The organism is Cohnella hashimotonis, assembly GCF_030014955.1.
Taxonomy (GTDB): Bacteria; Bacillota; Bacilli; order Paenibacillales; family Paenibacillaceae; genus Cohnella; species Cohnella hashimotonis.
The window spans coordinates 4872788-4888687 of the sequence record NZ_JAGRPV010000001.1 but is presented as its reverse complement, the minus strand read 5'-3'; the positions used below and the strand labels follow the sequence as shown (position 1 = coordinate 4888687).

Annotated in this window: 14 protein-coding genes; 9 read left to right on the top strand and 5 right to left on the bottom strand. The window is 58.4% G+C overall.

All coding sequences use genetic code 11. The annotated features are described in order from the left end of the window. Window positions 1–67: 67 nt before the first annotated feature. The gene (locus KB449_RS19750; protein ID WP_282909999.1) at window positions 68–469 is read right to left on the bottom strand and encodes a secondary thiamine-phosphate synthase enzyme YjbQ; all 402 of its coding nucleotides are present in this window, start codon (window positions 467–469) and stop codon (window positions 68–70) included. Between the two features lie 179 nt (window positions 470–648). Between KB449_RS19750 and cysT the strand changes: the two genes are divergently transcribed. The 5 genes from cysT (at window position 649) to KB449_RS19725 (ending at window position 6087) form a co-directional block, all read left to right on the top strand. After that, window positions 649–1452, top strand: coding sequence for a sulfate ABC transporter permease subunit CysT (gene cysT / locus KB449_RS19745; protein ID WP_286672472.1), 804 nt, complete (start codon window positions 649–651; stop codon window positions 1450–1452). A 2-nt stretch (window positions 1453–1454) separates the two neighbouring features. Then, window positions 1455–2252, top strand: coding sequence for a sulfate ABC transporter permease subunit (locus KB449_RS19740; protein ID WP_282912869.1), 798 nt, complete (start codon window positions 1455–1457; stop codon window positions 2250–2252). A gap of 2 nt (window positions 2253–2254) precedes the next feature. Further along, a complete protein-coding gene (locus tag KB449_RS19735) occupies window positions 2255–3322 on the top strand; it encodes a sulfate/molybdate ABC transporter ATP-binding protein (protein WP_282909997.1) in 1068 nt (355 codons plus the stop codon). Between the two features lie 115 nt (window positions 3323–3437). Continuing rightward, the gene (locus tag KB449_RS19730) at window positions 3438–4514 is read left to right on the top strand and encodes a sulfate ABC transporter substrate-binding protein (RefSeq protein ID WP_282912868.1); all 1077 of its coding nucleotides are present in this window, start codon (window positions 3438–3440) and stop codon (window positions 4512–4514) included. A gap of 1213 nt (window positions 4515–5727) precedes the next feature. Further along, on the top strand, window positions 5728–6087 hold the full coding sequence (locus KB449_RS19725; protein WP_282909996.1) for a helix-turn-helix domain-containing protein: 360 nt from the start codon (window positions 5728–5730) through the stop codon (window positions 6085–6087). 93 nt (window positions 6088–6180) lie between these two features. Here KB449_RS19725 and KB449_RS19720 read toward each other — a convergent pair whose 3' ends face one another. Further along, window positions 6181–6984, bottom strand: coding sequence for a Cof-type HAD-IIB family hydrolase (locus KB449_RS19720; protein ID WP_282909995.1), 804 nt, complete (start codon window positions 6982–6984; stop codon window positions 6181–6183). A gap of 190 nt (window positions 6985–7174) precedes the next feature. Here KB449_RS19720 and KB449_RS19715 point away from each other — a divergent pair, with 190 nt between their 5' ends. Together KB449_RS19715 and KB449_RS19710 are read left to right on the top strand one after the other, a co-directional pair. Beyond that, complete coding sequence (locus tag KB449_RS19715) at window positions 7175–8278, top strand: hypothetical protein (protein WP_282909994.1); 1104 nt, start codon at window positions 7175–7177, stop codon at window positions 8276–8278. A gap of 119 nt (window positions 8279–8397) precedes the next feature. After that, on the top strand, window positions 8398–9744 hold the full coding sequence (locus tag KB449_RS19710) for a GH1 family beta-glucosidase (RefSeq protein WP_282909993.1): 1347 nt from the start codon (window positions 8398–8400) through the stop codon (window positions 9742–9744). A 46-nt stretch (window positions 9745–9790) separates the two neighbouring features. Here the strand turns inward: KB449_RS19710 and KB449_RS19705 are convergent, their stop codons facing one another. Then, entirely contained in the window at window positions 9791–10234 is a 444-nt protein-coding gene (locus KB449_RS19705) for an RpnC/YadD family protein (protein ID WP_282909992.1), read from the bottom strand. A 51-nt stretch (window positions 10235–10285) separates the two neighbouring features. Continuing rightward, window positions 10286–10705 carry an Rpn family recombination-promoting nuclease/putative transposase gene (locus KB449_RS19700; protein ID WP_282909991.1) on the bottom strand — a complete coding sequence of 140 codons (420 nt, stop codon included), beginning with the start codon at window positions 10703–10705 and terminating at the stop codon, window positions 10286–10288. Window positions 10706–10943: 238 nt separating this feature from the next. On the opposite strand from KB449_RS19700, the gene KB449_RS19695 reads away from it, so the two are divergent. Then, entirely contained in the window at window positions 10944–12686 is a 1743-nt protein-coding gene (locus KB449_RS19695) for a B12-binding domain-containing radical SAM protein (protein WP_282909990.1), read from the top strand. A 76-nt stretch (window positions 12687–12762) separates the two neighbouring features. Here the strand turns inward: KB449_RS19695 and KB449_RS19690 are convergent, their stop codons facing one another. After that, the gene (locus tag KB449_RS19690) at window positions 12763–13335 is read right to left on the bottom strand and encodes a TetR/AcrR family transcriptional regulator (protein ID WP_282909989.1); all 573 of its coding nucleotides are present in this window, start codon (window positions 13333–13335) and stop codon (window positions 12763–12765) included. Window positions 13336–13487: 152 nt separating this feature from the next. Here KB449_RS19690 and KB449_RS19685 point away from each other — a divergent pair, with 152 nt between their 5' ends. Next, complete coding sequence (locus tag KB449_RS19685; RefSeq protein ID WP_282909988.1) at window positions 13488–14960, top strand: MDR family MFS transporter; 1473 nt, start codon at window positions 13488–13490, stop codon at window positions 14958–14960. The last annotated feature ends 940 nt before the right edge of the window (window positions 14961–15900 follow it).

Genomic DNA, 15900 nt, shown 5'->3' with positions numbered 1-15900 from the left:
ATGTAAGTCCGCAGACCGGACATGGACGTCTGGCCCGACGCGGTGCGTGCCGCCGGGCCAGGCATCGTCAGCCTTCGACGATTTTGACGAAATATTCGCGGTCCCGCGGCCCGTCGAATTCGCAGAAGTATACGCCCTGCCAGCGGCCCAGCAGCAGCTTGCCGCCGCTGACGATGACCGTCTGCGAATTTCCCGTCGTGATCGCCTTGAGATGGGAGGCCGTATTGCCCTCCGCGTGACGGTATTTCGGATGCGTCCAGGGGTATACCTCATCCAGCCGCATTAATACGTCTCGCTTGACGTCGGGATCCGCGTTTTCGTTGATCGCGATGCCTGCGGTCGTATGCGGGCAGTAGACGACGGCCAGACCTTCTTGAACGCCGGATCGCGCGACGAGCGCTGCGGTCTGCCTGGTAATATCGACGATCTCGTCCCGGGAAGACGTGCGGAGCTTTTCTTTGTGCAGCATCGTTATTTCAACCTCCTAAATGAGCGTCCATCCGAGGGGCGCCCCTTCTATCTGACAAAATACAGAAATGTCGTTGACGAATCAAGGGCCGATCTGCTAAAGTAGCAATACCAACTAATTTAATAGGAATTATGGAGTGGCAACAAAGCCCATCCTGGAGGTTCGCATACGTGACTAACATGCTGCAGAGCCGATGGTGGAGCTGGGGATTCCGCAGCACCGTCATGCTTTATTTTATCATTCTTATCGTTTGTCCGATCGCAGGCATTTACGTGCAATCGCTGTCAGGCGGCCTTCAGGCGTTTGCCGACAACATTACGGAGGCGCTGGCCTGGAAGTCCGTGATCCTCACGGTCAAGCTTGCGGTGATCTCTACGATTATCAACGCGGCGGTCGGCACCTTGGCGGCTTGGGTGCTCGTCCGTTACCGATTCCCGGGACGGAGCCTGCTCAACAGCCTGGTCGATCTGCCGTTCGCGCTGCCGACCGCCGTCATCGGGTTGATGATTTTGCTGCTGCTCGGACCTCGGAGCTGGATCGGCAGCGGAGCGGAGGCGCTCGGCACGACGATTCTGTTCCATGAGCCGGCGATCGTCGTGGCCATGATCTTCGTTACGTTTCCGTTCGTCATCCGCGCGGTTCAGCCGATGCTGGAGGAACTGGACGCTACGGAGGAGGAAGCGGCGTACACGATGGGCGCTTCGAAGTCGCGCACGTTCTTTCGGGTCATCCTGCCCTGCATGATGCCCGGCATCGTGAGCGGCGCCATGCTCGCTTTCTCCCGGGCGCTCGCCGAATTCGGCGCGGTCGTGCTGGTGGCGGGCAATATCCCCGGACGCACGCTGGTCGCCTCCGTCTATATCTTCGGCGAGATCGAGAGCGACAATCCAGCCGGCGCCGCAGCGGTCTCGGTTCTGCTGCTCACCTTGTCCCTCCTCATTTTATGGACGGTTAATTTCGTTCGAAGGAGGCGGGGGAGTTGACCATCAGAAGATTCTGGATCGGATTGACGACGCTTATCTTCGCGATTCTTCTGATCGTTCCGCTGCTGCGGATCGTGCAAGGCGCGTTCGACGACGGCTGGAGCGGTTTCTCGGCGGGCATTTCGCGCCCGGAGGCGCAGCATGCGCTGCTGATGACGGGCATCATCGCCGTGAGCGTGACGTTCGTCAATACGGTTTTCGGCGTCATGCTCTCCCTCTATCTCGTCCGCGCGAACTGGCTCGGCCAGCGGCTTAAAGCCGTCATGAACGCCATCGTGGACCTGCCCTTCGCCGTATCGCCCGTGATCGGCGGACTCATGATCGTCCTGCTGCTCGGTCCCGACAGCGCCGTCGGCGCCATGCTCGGCCGCGCGGGCGTCGACATCGTGTACGCGCTCCCGGGCATGATCCTCGCAACGCTGTTCGTCACGTTTCCAATCGTGATCCGCGAAGTGATGCCGGTGCTGCAGGAGGTCGGCAGCCAGCAGGAGGAGGCCGCCCATATGATGGGGGCTTACGCCTGGACGACGTTCTGGCGCGTCACATGGCCGCTTATCCGCTGGAGCGTCGTGTACGGCGTGATCTTGACGGTAGCGCGCTGCCTTGGCGAATTCGGCGCCGTGCTGGTCGTCTCGGGCAACATTATCAACAAGACGCAGACGGCGACGACGCTCGTTTATCAGGACGTCGAGAATTTCGATTTGACCGCGGCCAACTCGGTCGCATTGGTGCTCGCGGCCGCCTCGGTCCTTTTATTGCTCGTGATGGAATGGTCTAAATCCCGAAAGGAAGTGCATTGAGCATGCATGTCGAAGTACGGGGATTAAATAAATCGTTCGGCAGCTTTCAAGCGGTCAAGGACGTCCACTTCAGCGTCGAAAAAGGCCAGCTCATCGGCCTGCTCGGCCCGAGCGGCGGCGGCAAGACGTCGATCCTGCGCATGCTCGCCGGGCTTGAGACGCCCGATTCGGGCGACATCGTGTTCCACGGCCAGCGGGTCAACGACCTGCCGCCGCAGGAGCGCGGCATCGGCTTCGTTTTCCAGAACTACGCGCTTTTCAAGCATATGACGGTGAGCGAGAATATCGCCTTCGGCCTCGAGGTCAAAAAATGGAACAAGGCCAAGATCAAGGAGCGCGTCGCCAACCTGACCGAGCTGACGGGTCTCAAGGGCTTCGAGTCCCGCTATCCGCACCAGCTATCCGGCGGTCAGCGCCAGCGCGTGGCGTTCGCGCGCGCGCTCGCGCCAGAACCGCAGCTGCTGCTGCTCGACGAGCCGTTCGCGGCGATCGACGCCAAGATCCGGCACGAGCTGCGTTCCTGGCTGCGCGAGATGATCGATCGCCTGGGCATCACCTCGATTTTCGTTACGCACGACCAGGACGAGGCGATCGAAGTCGCGGACGAGATCATGATCATCAACAAAGGCAATCTGGAGCAGAAGGGCTCTCCTTGGGAAATTTACAAGGACCCGAAGACGCCGTTTGTCGCCGGCTTCATCGGGGAGTCCCGGATCGTCGACAACATCGGGGAGCTTCGCGGCTTCGCCGACGCGACCGCATCTGCGGGCACCAAAGGCCTGATCCGGCCGGAGTATATCGAGATCGGACGTAAGGAAGAGTTTACGCAGCTGCTCTCCGCGACGGAGTCCGGCCGCGTCAGCCATATCCATTTCCGCGGCAGCGAATGGCTTGTCGAGGTGGAAGTGGGCGGGATTAAGTTGGTCACCTACCGGTCGCTGGAGAAGGACGTGCTTCATCCGGGCGACGAGGTGCAGGTGCTCGTGCACCGTGCGTATTTATTCAACGACAACGACAGTTGGGTGATGGAAAACAAGCTCAAGGCAGACCCGATGTTCGTGTACATCTGATTCAGGCGCCGGCAGTCCATGAGGACTGCCGCTCGTCTGCGCGCGTATAGTTGCATTTGCGGGAGCCTGCGGAGGCACCGCCGGGAGGTTGGCGTTGTTGAACAGCAACAGGATAATGAATCGGCGCGGCGCGGGCCGCCGGCTGAGCGGATGGCTGCTGGCCGCGGCGCTCGGCGTTTCGCTGGCCGGCTGCGGCGGCTCGTCGTCGAACGGCTCTCCGGCCGAAGGCGAAGGCGCTGCCGCGCAGGATGCGGGAACCGCGACGATCGTCGTCGGCGCCTACTCGGTCGCGAAGGACGCGCTGCAGGAGATTCTGCCCGCCTTCGGCCGGGAATGGGAGGCCAAGACGGGGCAGAAGCTTAAGTTCCAAGAGTCCTACGAGGCTTCGGGCACCCAGGCCAGATCGATCGTAGGCGGCTTTAAGGCCGATGTCGCCGTGCTCTCGCTCGAGGGCGATATGGACAAGATCGTCAAGGCCGGCCTCATGAGCGAGGATTGGAAAAAGACGGATACGGGCGGCATGATCACGCGTTCGATCGTCGTTTTGGGTACGCGGGAAGGCAATCCGCTTGGCATTGCCGGATTCGCGGATCTCGCCAAACCAGGCGTCAAGGTGCTTTTCCCCAATCCGAAGGTGTCGGGCGGCGCGCAATGGGACATAAACGCGATTTACGGCGCGGGACTCAAGCAGGCTGAGCGCGAGTCGGGGAAGAAGGATCCGGACGCGGCCAAAGCCTTTTTGAAGGCCGTCTACCGGAATGTCGAATCGATGGACAAAAGCGGCCGCGCATCGATGGCCGCCTTCGAATACGGAGTCGGCGACGTCATCGTCACCTACGAGAACGAGCTGCTTGCCCGCGTGGCGCAGGGCGTGCATTACGATATCGTGACGCCGGAGGATACGATCCAGATCGAGAACCCGGCGGGCGTCGTCGATGTCAACGCGGACGCGCACGGCGTTCGCGAAGCCGCCGAGGCGTTGGTCGCTTATATGAGCGGGGCGGAGGCGCAAAAGGTGTTCGCCGAGCATGGCTTCAGGCCGGTGAACGAAGAGGTGGCAAGCAGCTATGCGGACAGGTACGTCACGCCCTCCGGCTTGTTCGATATCGGCTATCTCGGCGGATGGAGCCAGGTTCGCAGCGAGCTGTACGCGAAGCGTGGCGTATGGTACCAAGTGCTGGCCGGCAAGTGATCGCACGAAAAAGAACAGCACGAATAAGAACAGCACGAAAAAGAACAGCACGAAAAAGAACAGCACGAAAAAGAACAGCACGAAAAAGAACAGCACGAAAAAGAACAGCACGACAAAGGACGAAGGCGTTTCGGCGCCTTCGTCTTTTTTTGGAAGATCAGAAAGTATAAATTGGGCGGCACTCGCAGTCAAGTATCCGCACCTTCGGTATGCTGGAGCATTACGGTGGCTTGCGAGCCTCAAAAACCTGCATCTATACATGTATTGTCTGCCGACCAACGGTATCTGGCGAAATACCTGCAAATATGCAGGTAAATCCAATGCGCAAGCCGGAAATCCGGCTGATGACGTAAAATAACTGCATAATTGCATCTTTCGTAGTTAAAAGGGTCGACATCGGCGGAAAAAGATGTATATTTGCAGGCATTGCTGTAAGGGACGATGCAGTCAACGGAACGCAAGCGACGGAACGCAGGTGATGGAATACAGTGACGGAATGCAAGTGACGGGAACGCAAGCGACGGAGCGCAGGTGACGGAATACAGTGACGGAATGCAAGTGACGGGAACGCAAGCGATGGAGCGCAGGTGACGGAATGCAGGCGACGGAACGCAGGTGACGGAACGCAAGCGACGGAATGCAGGCGACGGAACGCAAGCGACGAAACGCAGGCGACGGAACGCAAGCGACAGCACGCGGCGAGAACGTAAACGACGAGAACGCACGCGCCGGAACGCGGGTCCATGGGAACGGCTGCCGATGAGCCATCGACTGGCGTTCTTTACGATTTCAGTTCCAGGTATCCGCCAAACTTAAAGGACCGTCAGGACGATCTCCCCTGACGGTCCTACTTTGTTTTATGGAGAACTCGTATCGCGAAGTCGTCCACAAACCGTTCGGGCTCGACGCTCGAACGGTTTTCTTTTTTAAGGGGTCTCGTCGTCCCTTTCCGACTGGCGCTTGCGGCGTTCGCTGCGCACGAGGAATCCGACGAGGATGAGTATGACGGAAAGGCTGACGATCCAATAATACATAGGATAAGGCTGATCGTGGATAAAAATGAACGTTCCCTCCATTGAAGTAACTTCATGTATTGATTTTATATTAAATAAATATTGTAAAAAATACAAGTAAAAACTTGATTTATATGCAAGTAGGGTCGAAGCGGAATTGAAATCTCTTATACTGGAGCAAAAAGTGCGGGGTGTAACCGTTGACATTCGGCAAACGCTTGAAGCTGGCCAGGCAAGAAAAGCATATGACGCAAAACGAAGTCGCGGGCGCGCTGGGCGTTGACTTCACCACGATCTCCAAATACGAGAATAACCGGTCACAGCCGGATAATGAAATATTGCGGGAGCTTGCAAGCATCTACGAGGTATCGCTCGACTGGCTGCTGACGGGCATCGACAAGGAACAGCCTTCCGCTGAACCGAACCGATTCGTCATCGAGGGCATCGAGCAGACGCTGACGGAGGAAGAGGCGAGACATTTGCGGGAACAGCTTGAGATGTACCGGCTTCTGCGGGAGAAACAGAAAAAAGAAAAGGACGCCGATCGGCGCAAAACGTAAAAGGCTTCCGGCCTGCTCTGAAAACGAGCTTGCGGAAGCCTTTTTGACGGCCGAAACGGTTATTCGTGGATGACGCGCTGGAACAGGCGGAAATTACGCGTTCAAAATAAATTTGTCTACGACTTGCTTTACGCCGTCCTCGTTGTTGCTTGCCGTGATGTAGTCGGCGATGTCCCGCAGCGCGGGCACTGCGTTTGCCATCGCGACGCCGAGACCGGCAGCCTCGATCATCTCGCGGTCGTTCCAGGAGTCGCCGATCGCGATCGTTTGATCCATCGTCAAGCCATAATGCTCGGCGAGAAATTGAAGCGCATGTCCTTTGGTGCCTTCGCTGTGCGTGAATTCCAAGTAATGCGGCTTGGACTTCGTAATATGAACGTCCGGGCCGAGCAGTGCGTGCAGCTCAGGCGCGATCTCGTCCAGCAGCGCCGGCTCGTCGATAATAATGAGCTTCGTGTGATGTCCGGCAGGCAGCGCGTCCAGATCGGGCTCGACGATATAGGGGATGTTCGATTGCTTGGCGTAGGCGGCCAGCCTGTCTCCATCGTCGAAGGAATACAGCTTGTCGTCGATATAAGTTTGCAAATGCAGCTTGCGCGCGCGTGTGAAGGCGTACAGCTTGCGGACGGCTTCGAGGTCGACGGAACGCTCGTACAACGTGCGCTCGTCGAGCAGATTGCGCACCAGCGAGCCTTGGTAGGTAATGAGCGGCACGTTCAGGCCGACTTGGGCGGCCGTCTGCTTCGCCGAGGCAAACATGCGGCCCGTAGCCAGCGTTACGTGCACGCCTTGCGATATCGCTTGGGCAAGCGCGGCCTTCGTCGCTTCGGTAACTTCGAGTTTGTCGTTCAGCAGCGTATCGTCCAGGTCGATCGCGATGAGCCGGTAAGAAGACATGCGGATTTCTCTCCTTTTTATGTAGGCGGACAGGTTTCCTCGATTGTAACGCATTTGGGCGCGCAGGAAAATGTATAAGACTTCCTCCTCGTGGAACCATTTTCGTAAATGACCCGTCTATACGTTCGAAGGGGCAATCAACCAATGGGTAAGTAGCTATCATGGGACGATGAAGAAAGGAAGTGGTCCAATGCGCGATACGAGAGAACTGGCGAAGCCAAAAGCGTTCATGCGCAAGCCGTTATTGGGACTCGCGCTGCTGCTGCTGTCAGTCGGCCTTGCGGCTTGCTCTGGCGGATCGAACGAAACCGCTCCGGACGCCACGGCAACCGTCACTGCCTCTGCACCGGCGCAATCGTCTTCGGCAAGCCCGAGCGCGATCGCAAGCGGTTCTGCATCGCCTTCGCCGCCGGCAAGCACGCCATCCGGTCAGCATGCAGATGCCGCTCTGATCGCGGCGTTCAAGGAGCAGGCCCAGTCCGATTTGTCTGCCTCGGAGCTGAACAAGGCGCTGGACGACAAGCTGGCGCAGGCCTCGCCGGAGACGGGAGATGCACTCGTGCGGGAGATGCTCGCCTATTATGATCGGCAGCTGCAGGACGTGCAGGGGAAGTTCGAGCCGGAAAAGGTCCAGCAGGCGCTGCAAAAGCTCGAATGGCCGCCTACGGAGGAGCAAATCGGCGGAATCGGGGACGAACAGGTTCGCGCGCTCGTTCAGGACGCCATGAACGGCGGATACAAGCTCGAGACGACGGAAGGCTATTATTTCCCCGTTGTAGACTACGGCAAGCTGAAACGCGCGGATAAGCAGGTCACCGCAGCCATGAAGGATTATGTCGCGCTACTGGCCGTCGAGTCGGATCAAAAGTCGGCTTCCGACGGCGGACTCGTCATCGAACTTTCGGAGGTGGCCTCACGCGCCGCGCAAGCGGAAGCCTATGTAGCGGCACATCCCGATGCGCCCGAACGGGGCCAGGCCGAAAGCCTGTTTGCGACGCGTTATGTGCCGTTTTTGCTGATGGGACTGGACAATACGCCCGTTTTCGACTTCGATACGTTTAAGCTGGATTCGCAGGTCAAGGCATCTCTGGAAAAAGCCGTCGCCGATTACCCGGGTACGGTCACGGCGAAGCTCGCCCAGGAATTCCTGGCCATCGTGGAGAAAACGGGAGGCGCCGTCTATAAAAAGGGCAAAGACGGGGAACAGGTCGCCATTCCCGAGGTCAAGGCATTCTACGATGGGCTGGAGGAGCATGCCCGCCAGCTGCTTGACGAGGCCAATCCGAATAAGTAAGCGCCAATATCGCACAGGATATCGTCTGGGCGCGCGCGGTCATTTTGTATAAAATAGAGAAGGAAAACGTTTTACATGACGCGTGCGCATTACGATCACTTTGTGCGGAGGGGTTAGAAATGGCTTCGATTCAATTTCCGAAGGATTTCGTCTGGGGGACAGCTACCGCATCTTACCAGATTGAAGGAGCATATAACGAAGACGGGCGGGGGATGTCGATCTGGGATACGTTCTCCCGCACGCCGGGCAAAGTCGTTAACGGCGATACGGGCGACGTCGCCTGCGACAGCTATCACCGTTACGAAGAAGATATCGCTTTGCTCAAAAAATTGGGGGTCAAGGCGTATCGCTTCTCGATCGCCTGGCCGCGCATCTATCCGGACGGAGACGGCGAACTCAATCAGAAGGGGCTCGATTATTACGCCAAGGTCATCGACGGCCTGCTGGCCGCCGGCATTGAGCCGTGCGTGACGCTGTACCACTGGGACCTGCCGCAAGCGCTTCAGGATAAGGGCGGCTGGGACAACCGCGATACGATCCGCGCGTTCGTCCGTTATGCGGAGACGGCGTTCAAGGCGTTCGACGGCAAGGTCAAGCAGTGGATCACGTTTAACGAGACCTGGTGCGTGTCGTTTCTGTCCAACTATATCGGGGCGCACGCGCCGGGCAACACCGACCTGCAGCTCGCCGTCAACGTCGCGCACAATTGCATGGTCGCGCACGGCGAAGCGGTGAAGGCGTTCCGCGCGCTCGGCATCTCCGGCGAGATCGGTACGACGCACAACCTGTACTGGTTCGAGCCATATACGACCAAGCCGGAGGACGTCGCGGCGGCGCACCGCAATCGCGCGTACAACAACGAGTGGTTCATGGACCCGACGTTCAAGGGACAATATCCGCAGTTCATGGTCGACTGGTTCAAAGGCAAGGGCGTCGAGGTGCCGATCCAGCCCGGCGACATGGAGACGATCGCGCAGCCGATCGACTTTATCGGTGTGAACTTCTACAGCGGCGGCTTCGGAAGGTACAAGGAAGGCGAAGGGCTGTTCGACTGCGAGGAAGTGCAGGTCGGCTTCGACAAGACGTTCATGGACTGGAACGTATATGCAGATGGGCTGTACAAGGTGCTGTCGTGGGTGCACGAGGAATACGGCGACGTTCCGATCTACATTACGGAGAACGGCGCGTGCTACGAAGACGAGCTGACGCCGGAAGGCCGCGTTCACGACGCGAAGCGCGCCGACTATTTCAAAAAGCACTTCATCCAGTGCCATCGCCTGATCGAGTCCGGCGTGCCGCTGAAGGGATACTTCGCCTGGTCGCTGCTCGACAACTTCGAGTGGGCGGAAGGCTACGTCAAGCGCTTCGGCATCGTTTACACTGACTACAAGACACGCAAGCGGTATCCGAAGGACAGCTATTTGTTTATTCAAAGCGTGATCGAGCAGGACGGTTTCGAGGCTTGAGGAAATGAAAAAGCGGCACCCGGTCCATCCGGTCTGCCGCTTTTATTTATGTGGCGTCTGAATTCGCGCGTGCCATGTCCTCCGGCAGCAAGCCGAGAAGGTCAGCAATCTCCGAGTCGGAGAACCCCTTTGACCGCATGCGTCCGATCGCGGTTTCTTGAATCGCTCTTTTGCCCTGTTCGATTCCTTGTTCGATTCCTTGCTCGATGCCTTCTTTAATTCCCCGCTCGTAACCCCACCGTTCCCACGCCGGCATCAGTTCCATGATCGTTTCCTCCTCCTCGGGATGCATGTTCATGAATTCTTGCATAATCGATTTCTCTTCCGCCGCGTCAGGCTCGTAATATAAATCTGCTATGGATCGGACAAGCGCCAGTCTGGCATTGTCCAGCTTTCCCTTCATGCGCAGCAGCATCGTCAAATAGGCGAGCCTCAAGCCGTGTCGGTCTTTTTTATTATAGCCCATCTTGGCCAGCAGCGCAGCGGCCACAGGGTTGTCCGAGTCGATAAATCTTCGCCAATCTTGCTGGCCGAGCTCGAGCTAAAGCATCCGAAACCGGAAGATTTCGTGCCAAGGCAGCGCCATCGACAACGTATCGGGTTCGTTTTTCATGCCGTCTCCGGTAAAGATCGCGATGGGGACGATCAGCTTGTGCGCCTTGCGGTATTTTTCAAAGAGCCTGCTGAAGTAAATAAACATCCGTTCTGCGAACTTCGGATCCCGATAAGACTGCGGTTCCAGGTGAAAAAGTATGTAGGCGTCCTGGCCTTTAAGCTTGGTCTCCATAAGCAAGTCCAACTGTCGTGCCTCCGAGCCTACGATATCGACCAGGAGCTCCTGCATAAGCAAGCGCGTATGGAAATAGTCGATCCATTCATCCAACTCGGGAAAGAACAACTGAATAAATTCTTTGAAAAAAGTTTGCAGCAGCTTCTTAAAGGCTTCATCATGCGGCGCCATCTTTTTCCTCCAATTTTTGTCCGGAACGCAAAAAGCCGCAAGTTCTCGAATCGAGAAGCTTGCGGCGCATGCTTTGCTGCTGTAATCATATTGGTGTGATCATAGCATGCGGTGTTAGGATCGGGCAACAAATCTTTTTTGAACGCGGCATGCCGGAACGTCTCCGCTTTTACACGGCAGCCGCGATCCCGTACAATGAAGAGAGCAGAAATCTGTTTTCCTAAAGAGAGGGACAAGCATGAAAGTCGTCCTCGCGACGCTGAACGCCAAATACATTCACACTTCGCTCGCCCTGCGCTGCCTGAAGGCTTATAGCCAGGAAGAGTTTCCGATGGATATTGCGGAATACACGATCAAGGATCCTCCGATGACCATCGCTTCCGATCTATTCGCCAGGCAGCCCGACGTCATCGGGTTCTCCTGCTATATCTGGAACATTGAAGAGACGATCACCGTTATCGACATGCTGCGCAAGATTTTGCCGGACGCGACGATCGTCCTGGGCGGGCCGGAGGTTTCCTACGATACGGAGCAGTGGATGGAGCGGCTGCCGGCCGTCGACCATATCATCATGGGCGAAGGCGAGGAGACGCTGCGCGACCTGCTGCGCGAGCTGTCCGGCAGCCGCAAGTTCCACTTCGTGTTCGGCCTTGCCTATCGCAAGGGGGACGAGATCGTCGTCAATCCCGGCCGCCCGAAGCTGGATCTGGCGACGCTGCCTTCGCCGTACCGGTTCGAGGAGGACGTGCCGAGCCTCGCCAATCGCGTCGTCTACTTCGAGACGAGCCGCGGCTGTCCGTTCAGCTGCCAGTTCTGCCTGTCGAGCATCGAGGTCGGCGTCCGCTATTTCGACATGGACCGGGTCAAAGCGGACATATTGTACCTCATCGACAGCGGGGCGAAGCTGATCAAGTTCGTGGACCGCACGTTTAACATCAAGAGGGATTACGCGCTCGAGATGTTCCGTTTTTTGATCGAGAACCACCGGGGATGCGTGTTCCAGTTCGAGATTACGGCGGACATCATGCGGCCGGAAGTGCTCGATTATTTGGCGGAGCACGCGCCGCCCGGCGTTTTCCGCTTCGAGATCGGCGTCCAGTCGACCAACGACGTGACCAACCTGGCAGTGCAGCGCAGGCAGAACTGGAACAAGCTCGTGCGTACCGTGACGAAGGTCAAGGAGAGCGGGAAAATCGACCAGCATCTCGACCTCATCGCGGGCCTGCCGCATGAGGATTACGATACATTCCGCAAAACGTTTAACGACGTGTTCGCGCTTCGCCCGGAGGAGCTGCAGCTAGGTTTCCTTAAGATGCTTCGGGGGACGGGGCTTCGGCTGGACGCGGAAAAGTTCGGCTATATTTACATGGACAGGGCGCCTTACGAGATGCTTGGCAACGACCTGATGCCGTTCGCGGACATCGTTCGCATCAAGCGCGTAGAAGACGTGCTGGAGAAATACTGGAACGCGCACCGCATGAACCGGACGATCGAATATTTGGTTCACGTGGCGTATCCGTCGCCCTTCGACTTTTTCCAGCGGTTCGGCGACTATTGGGAAGCGCGCGGCTGGCAGCGGATCGGCCATCAGCTTGAGGACTTGTTCGTCCGGCTATGGGCCTTTCTCGAGGAGGACCGGCATCCTGCGCTCGATCCGGACGTCACCCTTGCGCTCCTCAAGATCGACTATTATCTCCAGCACAAGTACAAGCCGCGCAAGCTATGGTGGGAGGACAGGCTCGGGAAGGAAGACTGGACCTCCCGGTTCAAACGGGCGGCCGCCGAGCTGGGCGCGGACGAGCGGGATTTGGCTAAAAAAGCGTCGATCGACCGCGTGCCGTTCGATTACGCGAGGTGGGAGCGGGATGGAATCGTCGACCGTTCCCGGGAGACGACGCTCGTCTTCGTTCACGGCGCCGGGGAAGCGCCGGCGCGGATGGTCGTCTTGGACGGGCAGGAACGGATCGCCGCCGGCAACTGAAATTTATGGTTGACCGGCTCGCTAGACTAGCGCATAACAAAGGACGGATTCGCATCCTTACGCGAATCCGTCCTTTTTATGGCGTTTGCCGATTGAAAATGGCCGGGTTCAGCAGCTGCCCGATATAACGGTCCATCGTCTCCGCGGAGAAGTCCGCGCCATGCTGCACCCACCAGGCGGCGATCCCGTTGATCGCGCCGGCATAAAATTCGGCGATGATTTCGGCCGGGACCGGGAAGGGACCGTCTTTACGCTCGAGCGCGAGCAGATCGTTTTTCATGAAGCCGGACCCGATGCGCTGCATGAGGCTTTTGATCGACGTAGAATCCTGTTCGGACTTCATGATCGTGCGGAACTGCCGCTGATGCCCGAACTGTTCGAGCAACTGCATCGGACGCCGCATTCTTTCTTCGAAGTCCATGGCCGCAAGCTCCTTGTTCAATTCCTCGAAGCCTGCGCACAGCAAATGGTATTTGTCCTCGAAATGCTTGTAAAAGGTCGTCCGGTGAACCATCGCCCGCTCGCAAATCTCGGCGACGGTGAGCGATTCGAACGTCCGGCCGGATTCGCCCAACAGCGCCATCAGCGCGTCCCATAGCAGCTTGCGGGTGCGTCGTACTCTAAGATCGGTAGAACCGTCGCTTTTCATATACATTAATGCCTCCAATGTAGATTAGACTACATTTATTGCGAATTGGTTCTTGACCGTAGACGGCGAACGCATTGTATAGTTAATACTAACACTTGTACAAATAAACATACAGGTGTAGACAAAGAGGATACGGATAGGAGGCTTTACCCATGAACGGGGCAACACCGTCGTCCGGAGGGGCGACAATCGATTTAAGCAAGATACGCAGGGGACCGATCGTCTTTTCTCTCATCATCGGCGCATTCGTGGCGATTCTCAACGAGACGCTGCTCGGGAACGCGCTGCCGGACTTGATGAAGGAATTCAACGTCGGCGCAACGACGATCCAGTGGCTCAGTACGGCTTACATGCTCGTCATCGGCGTCCTGGTGCCGATCACGGCGCTGCTGCAGCAATGGTTTACGACGCGGCAGATGTTTTTGTCCGCGATGACTTTATTCCTCATAGGCACGGCCATCTCGGCATTCGCGCCCGAATTCGGCGTATTGCTCACGGGACGCGTCGTGCAGGCGATGGGGACGGGGCTTATGCTGCCCGTACTCATGAACACGATCCTCGTCATCTTCCCGATCGAAAAGCGGGGGGCGGCGATGGGCCTGATCGGCCTCGTCATCATGTTCGCGCCGGCGATCGGACCGACGCTGTCCGGACTGATCATCGATGCGCTCGACTGGCGCTGGCTGTTCTACCTGGTGCTCCCGCTAGCGGCATTTTCCATTATTTTCGCCGCGGCATTCCTGAAAAACGTCACCGATCTGACCAAGCCTAAAGTCGATATCGTCTCGATACTGCTGTCGACGATCGGCTTCGGCGGCATCGTGTACGGCTTCAGCAAAGCGGGCGAGAGCGGCTGGGGAGATCCCGAGGTCGTATGGTCGCTCTCGGTCGGCGGCCTTTCCCTGCTGCTGTTCATCTGGCGCCAGCTGGTCGTGAAGGAACCGATCCTCGACCTGCGTGCCTTTAAGTATCCGATGTTCAGCCTGGTGACCGTGCTGCTGTTCGTCGTCATGATGACGATGTTCTCCACGATGACCATCCTGCCGATGTTCCTGCAGAGCGCTCTTTTGCTGACCGCTTTCAAGTCGGGCCTGCTCATGCTGCCGGGCAGCGTCATCAACGGGATCATGGCGCCGGTATCGGGCAAGCTGTTCGACAAGTTCGGACCGCGCGTGCTCGTCATTCCGGGCCTGGCGCTCACGGCGCTGTCGGTATGGATGTTCACCGGCATCGACACGGACGTGTCCAAGGGTTATGTCATCTTTATCCATATCGTTTTGCTCATCGGCATCTCGATGGTGATGATGCCTGCGCAGACGACGGGCCTGAACCAGCTGCCGAGGCATCTGTACCCGCACGGCACGGCAATTCTGAACACGCTGCAGCAGGTATCCGGGGCGATCGGCACGGCGCTGTTCATCAGCATTATGTCGACGGGCACCAAAAACTATCTGGCAGGCTCAGAGGATCCGACCGCGCCGGCCGAGCAGGTCGCCGGTCTCATGTCGGGCCTTCACGATGCGTTCTGGATCGGCTTTATCGTTGCGCTCGTCGCGCTGGTCGTCGGCTTGTTCATTCGCCGCACGAAGGCGCCGGACGAACAAGAGGCCAAGCAGGTCGCTTAGTTCTGGAAAAAGCATGGACGGTTCGCGTGAAGCGAACCGTCCATGCTTTTCTCGGCATCAGCGCAAATTATGTAATTGTGCCATGCACATTCGCTTGGCGAATGCCGGGTAGCGGCATGGGGTGCCGCTAAGTCAAGCGGCCTCAGGGGGCTGGAGGGGATAGCGGTCATGGCGTGCCGCTAAGTCATGCGGTCCCGGGGGGGGCTGGAGGTGATAGCGGCATGGCGTGCCGCTAAGTCATGCGGTCCCGGGGGGGCTGGAGGAGATAGCGGCATGGCGTGCCGCTAAGTCATGCGGTCCCGGGGGGGCTGGAGGAGATAGCGGCATGGCGTGCCGCTAAGTCATGCGGTCCCGGGGGGGCTGGAGGGGATAGCGGCATGGCGTGCCGCTAAGTCAAGCGGCCTCAGGGGGCTGGAGGGGATAGCGGCATGGCGTGCCGCTAAGTCATGCGGTCCCGGGGGGGCTGGAGGGGATAGCGGCATGGCGTGCCGCTAAGTCATGCGGTCCCGGGGGGGCTGGAGGTGATAGCGGCATGGCGTGCCGCTAAGTCATGCGGTCCCGGGGGGGGGGCTGGAGGTGATAGCGGCATGGAGTGCCGCTAAACCACTCGGTCCTGGGGAGCTGGAGGGGATAGCGGCACCGCGTGCCGCTAAGTCACTCGGTCCCAGGGTGGCGGGAGGCGATAGCGGCACCGCGAGTCGCTGAGTCATGCGGTCCCGGGGGGCTGGAGGGGATAGCGGCATGGCGTGCCGCTAAACCACTCGGTCCTGGGGAGCTGGAGGCGATAGCGGCACCGCGTGCCGCTAAGTCAAGCGGTCCAGGGGTGGCTGGAGGCGATACCGGCATGGCGTGCCGCTAAACCCACTCGGCCCTGTGGCGCTGGAGGCAATAACGGTACTTCGTGCCGCTAAGTCACTCGGTCCCTGGGTGGCGGGAGGCG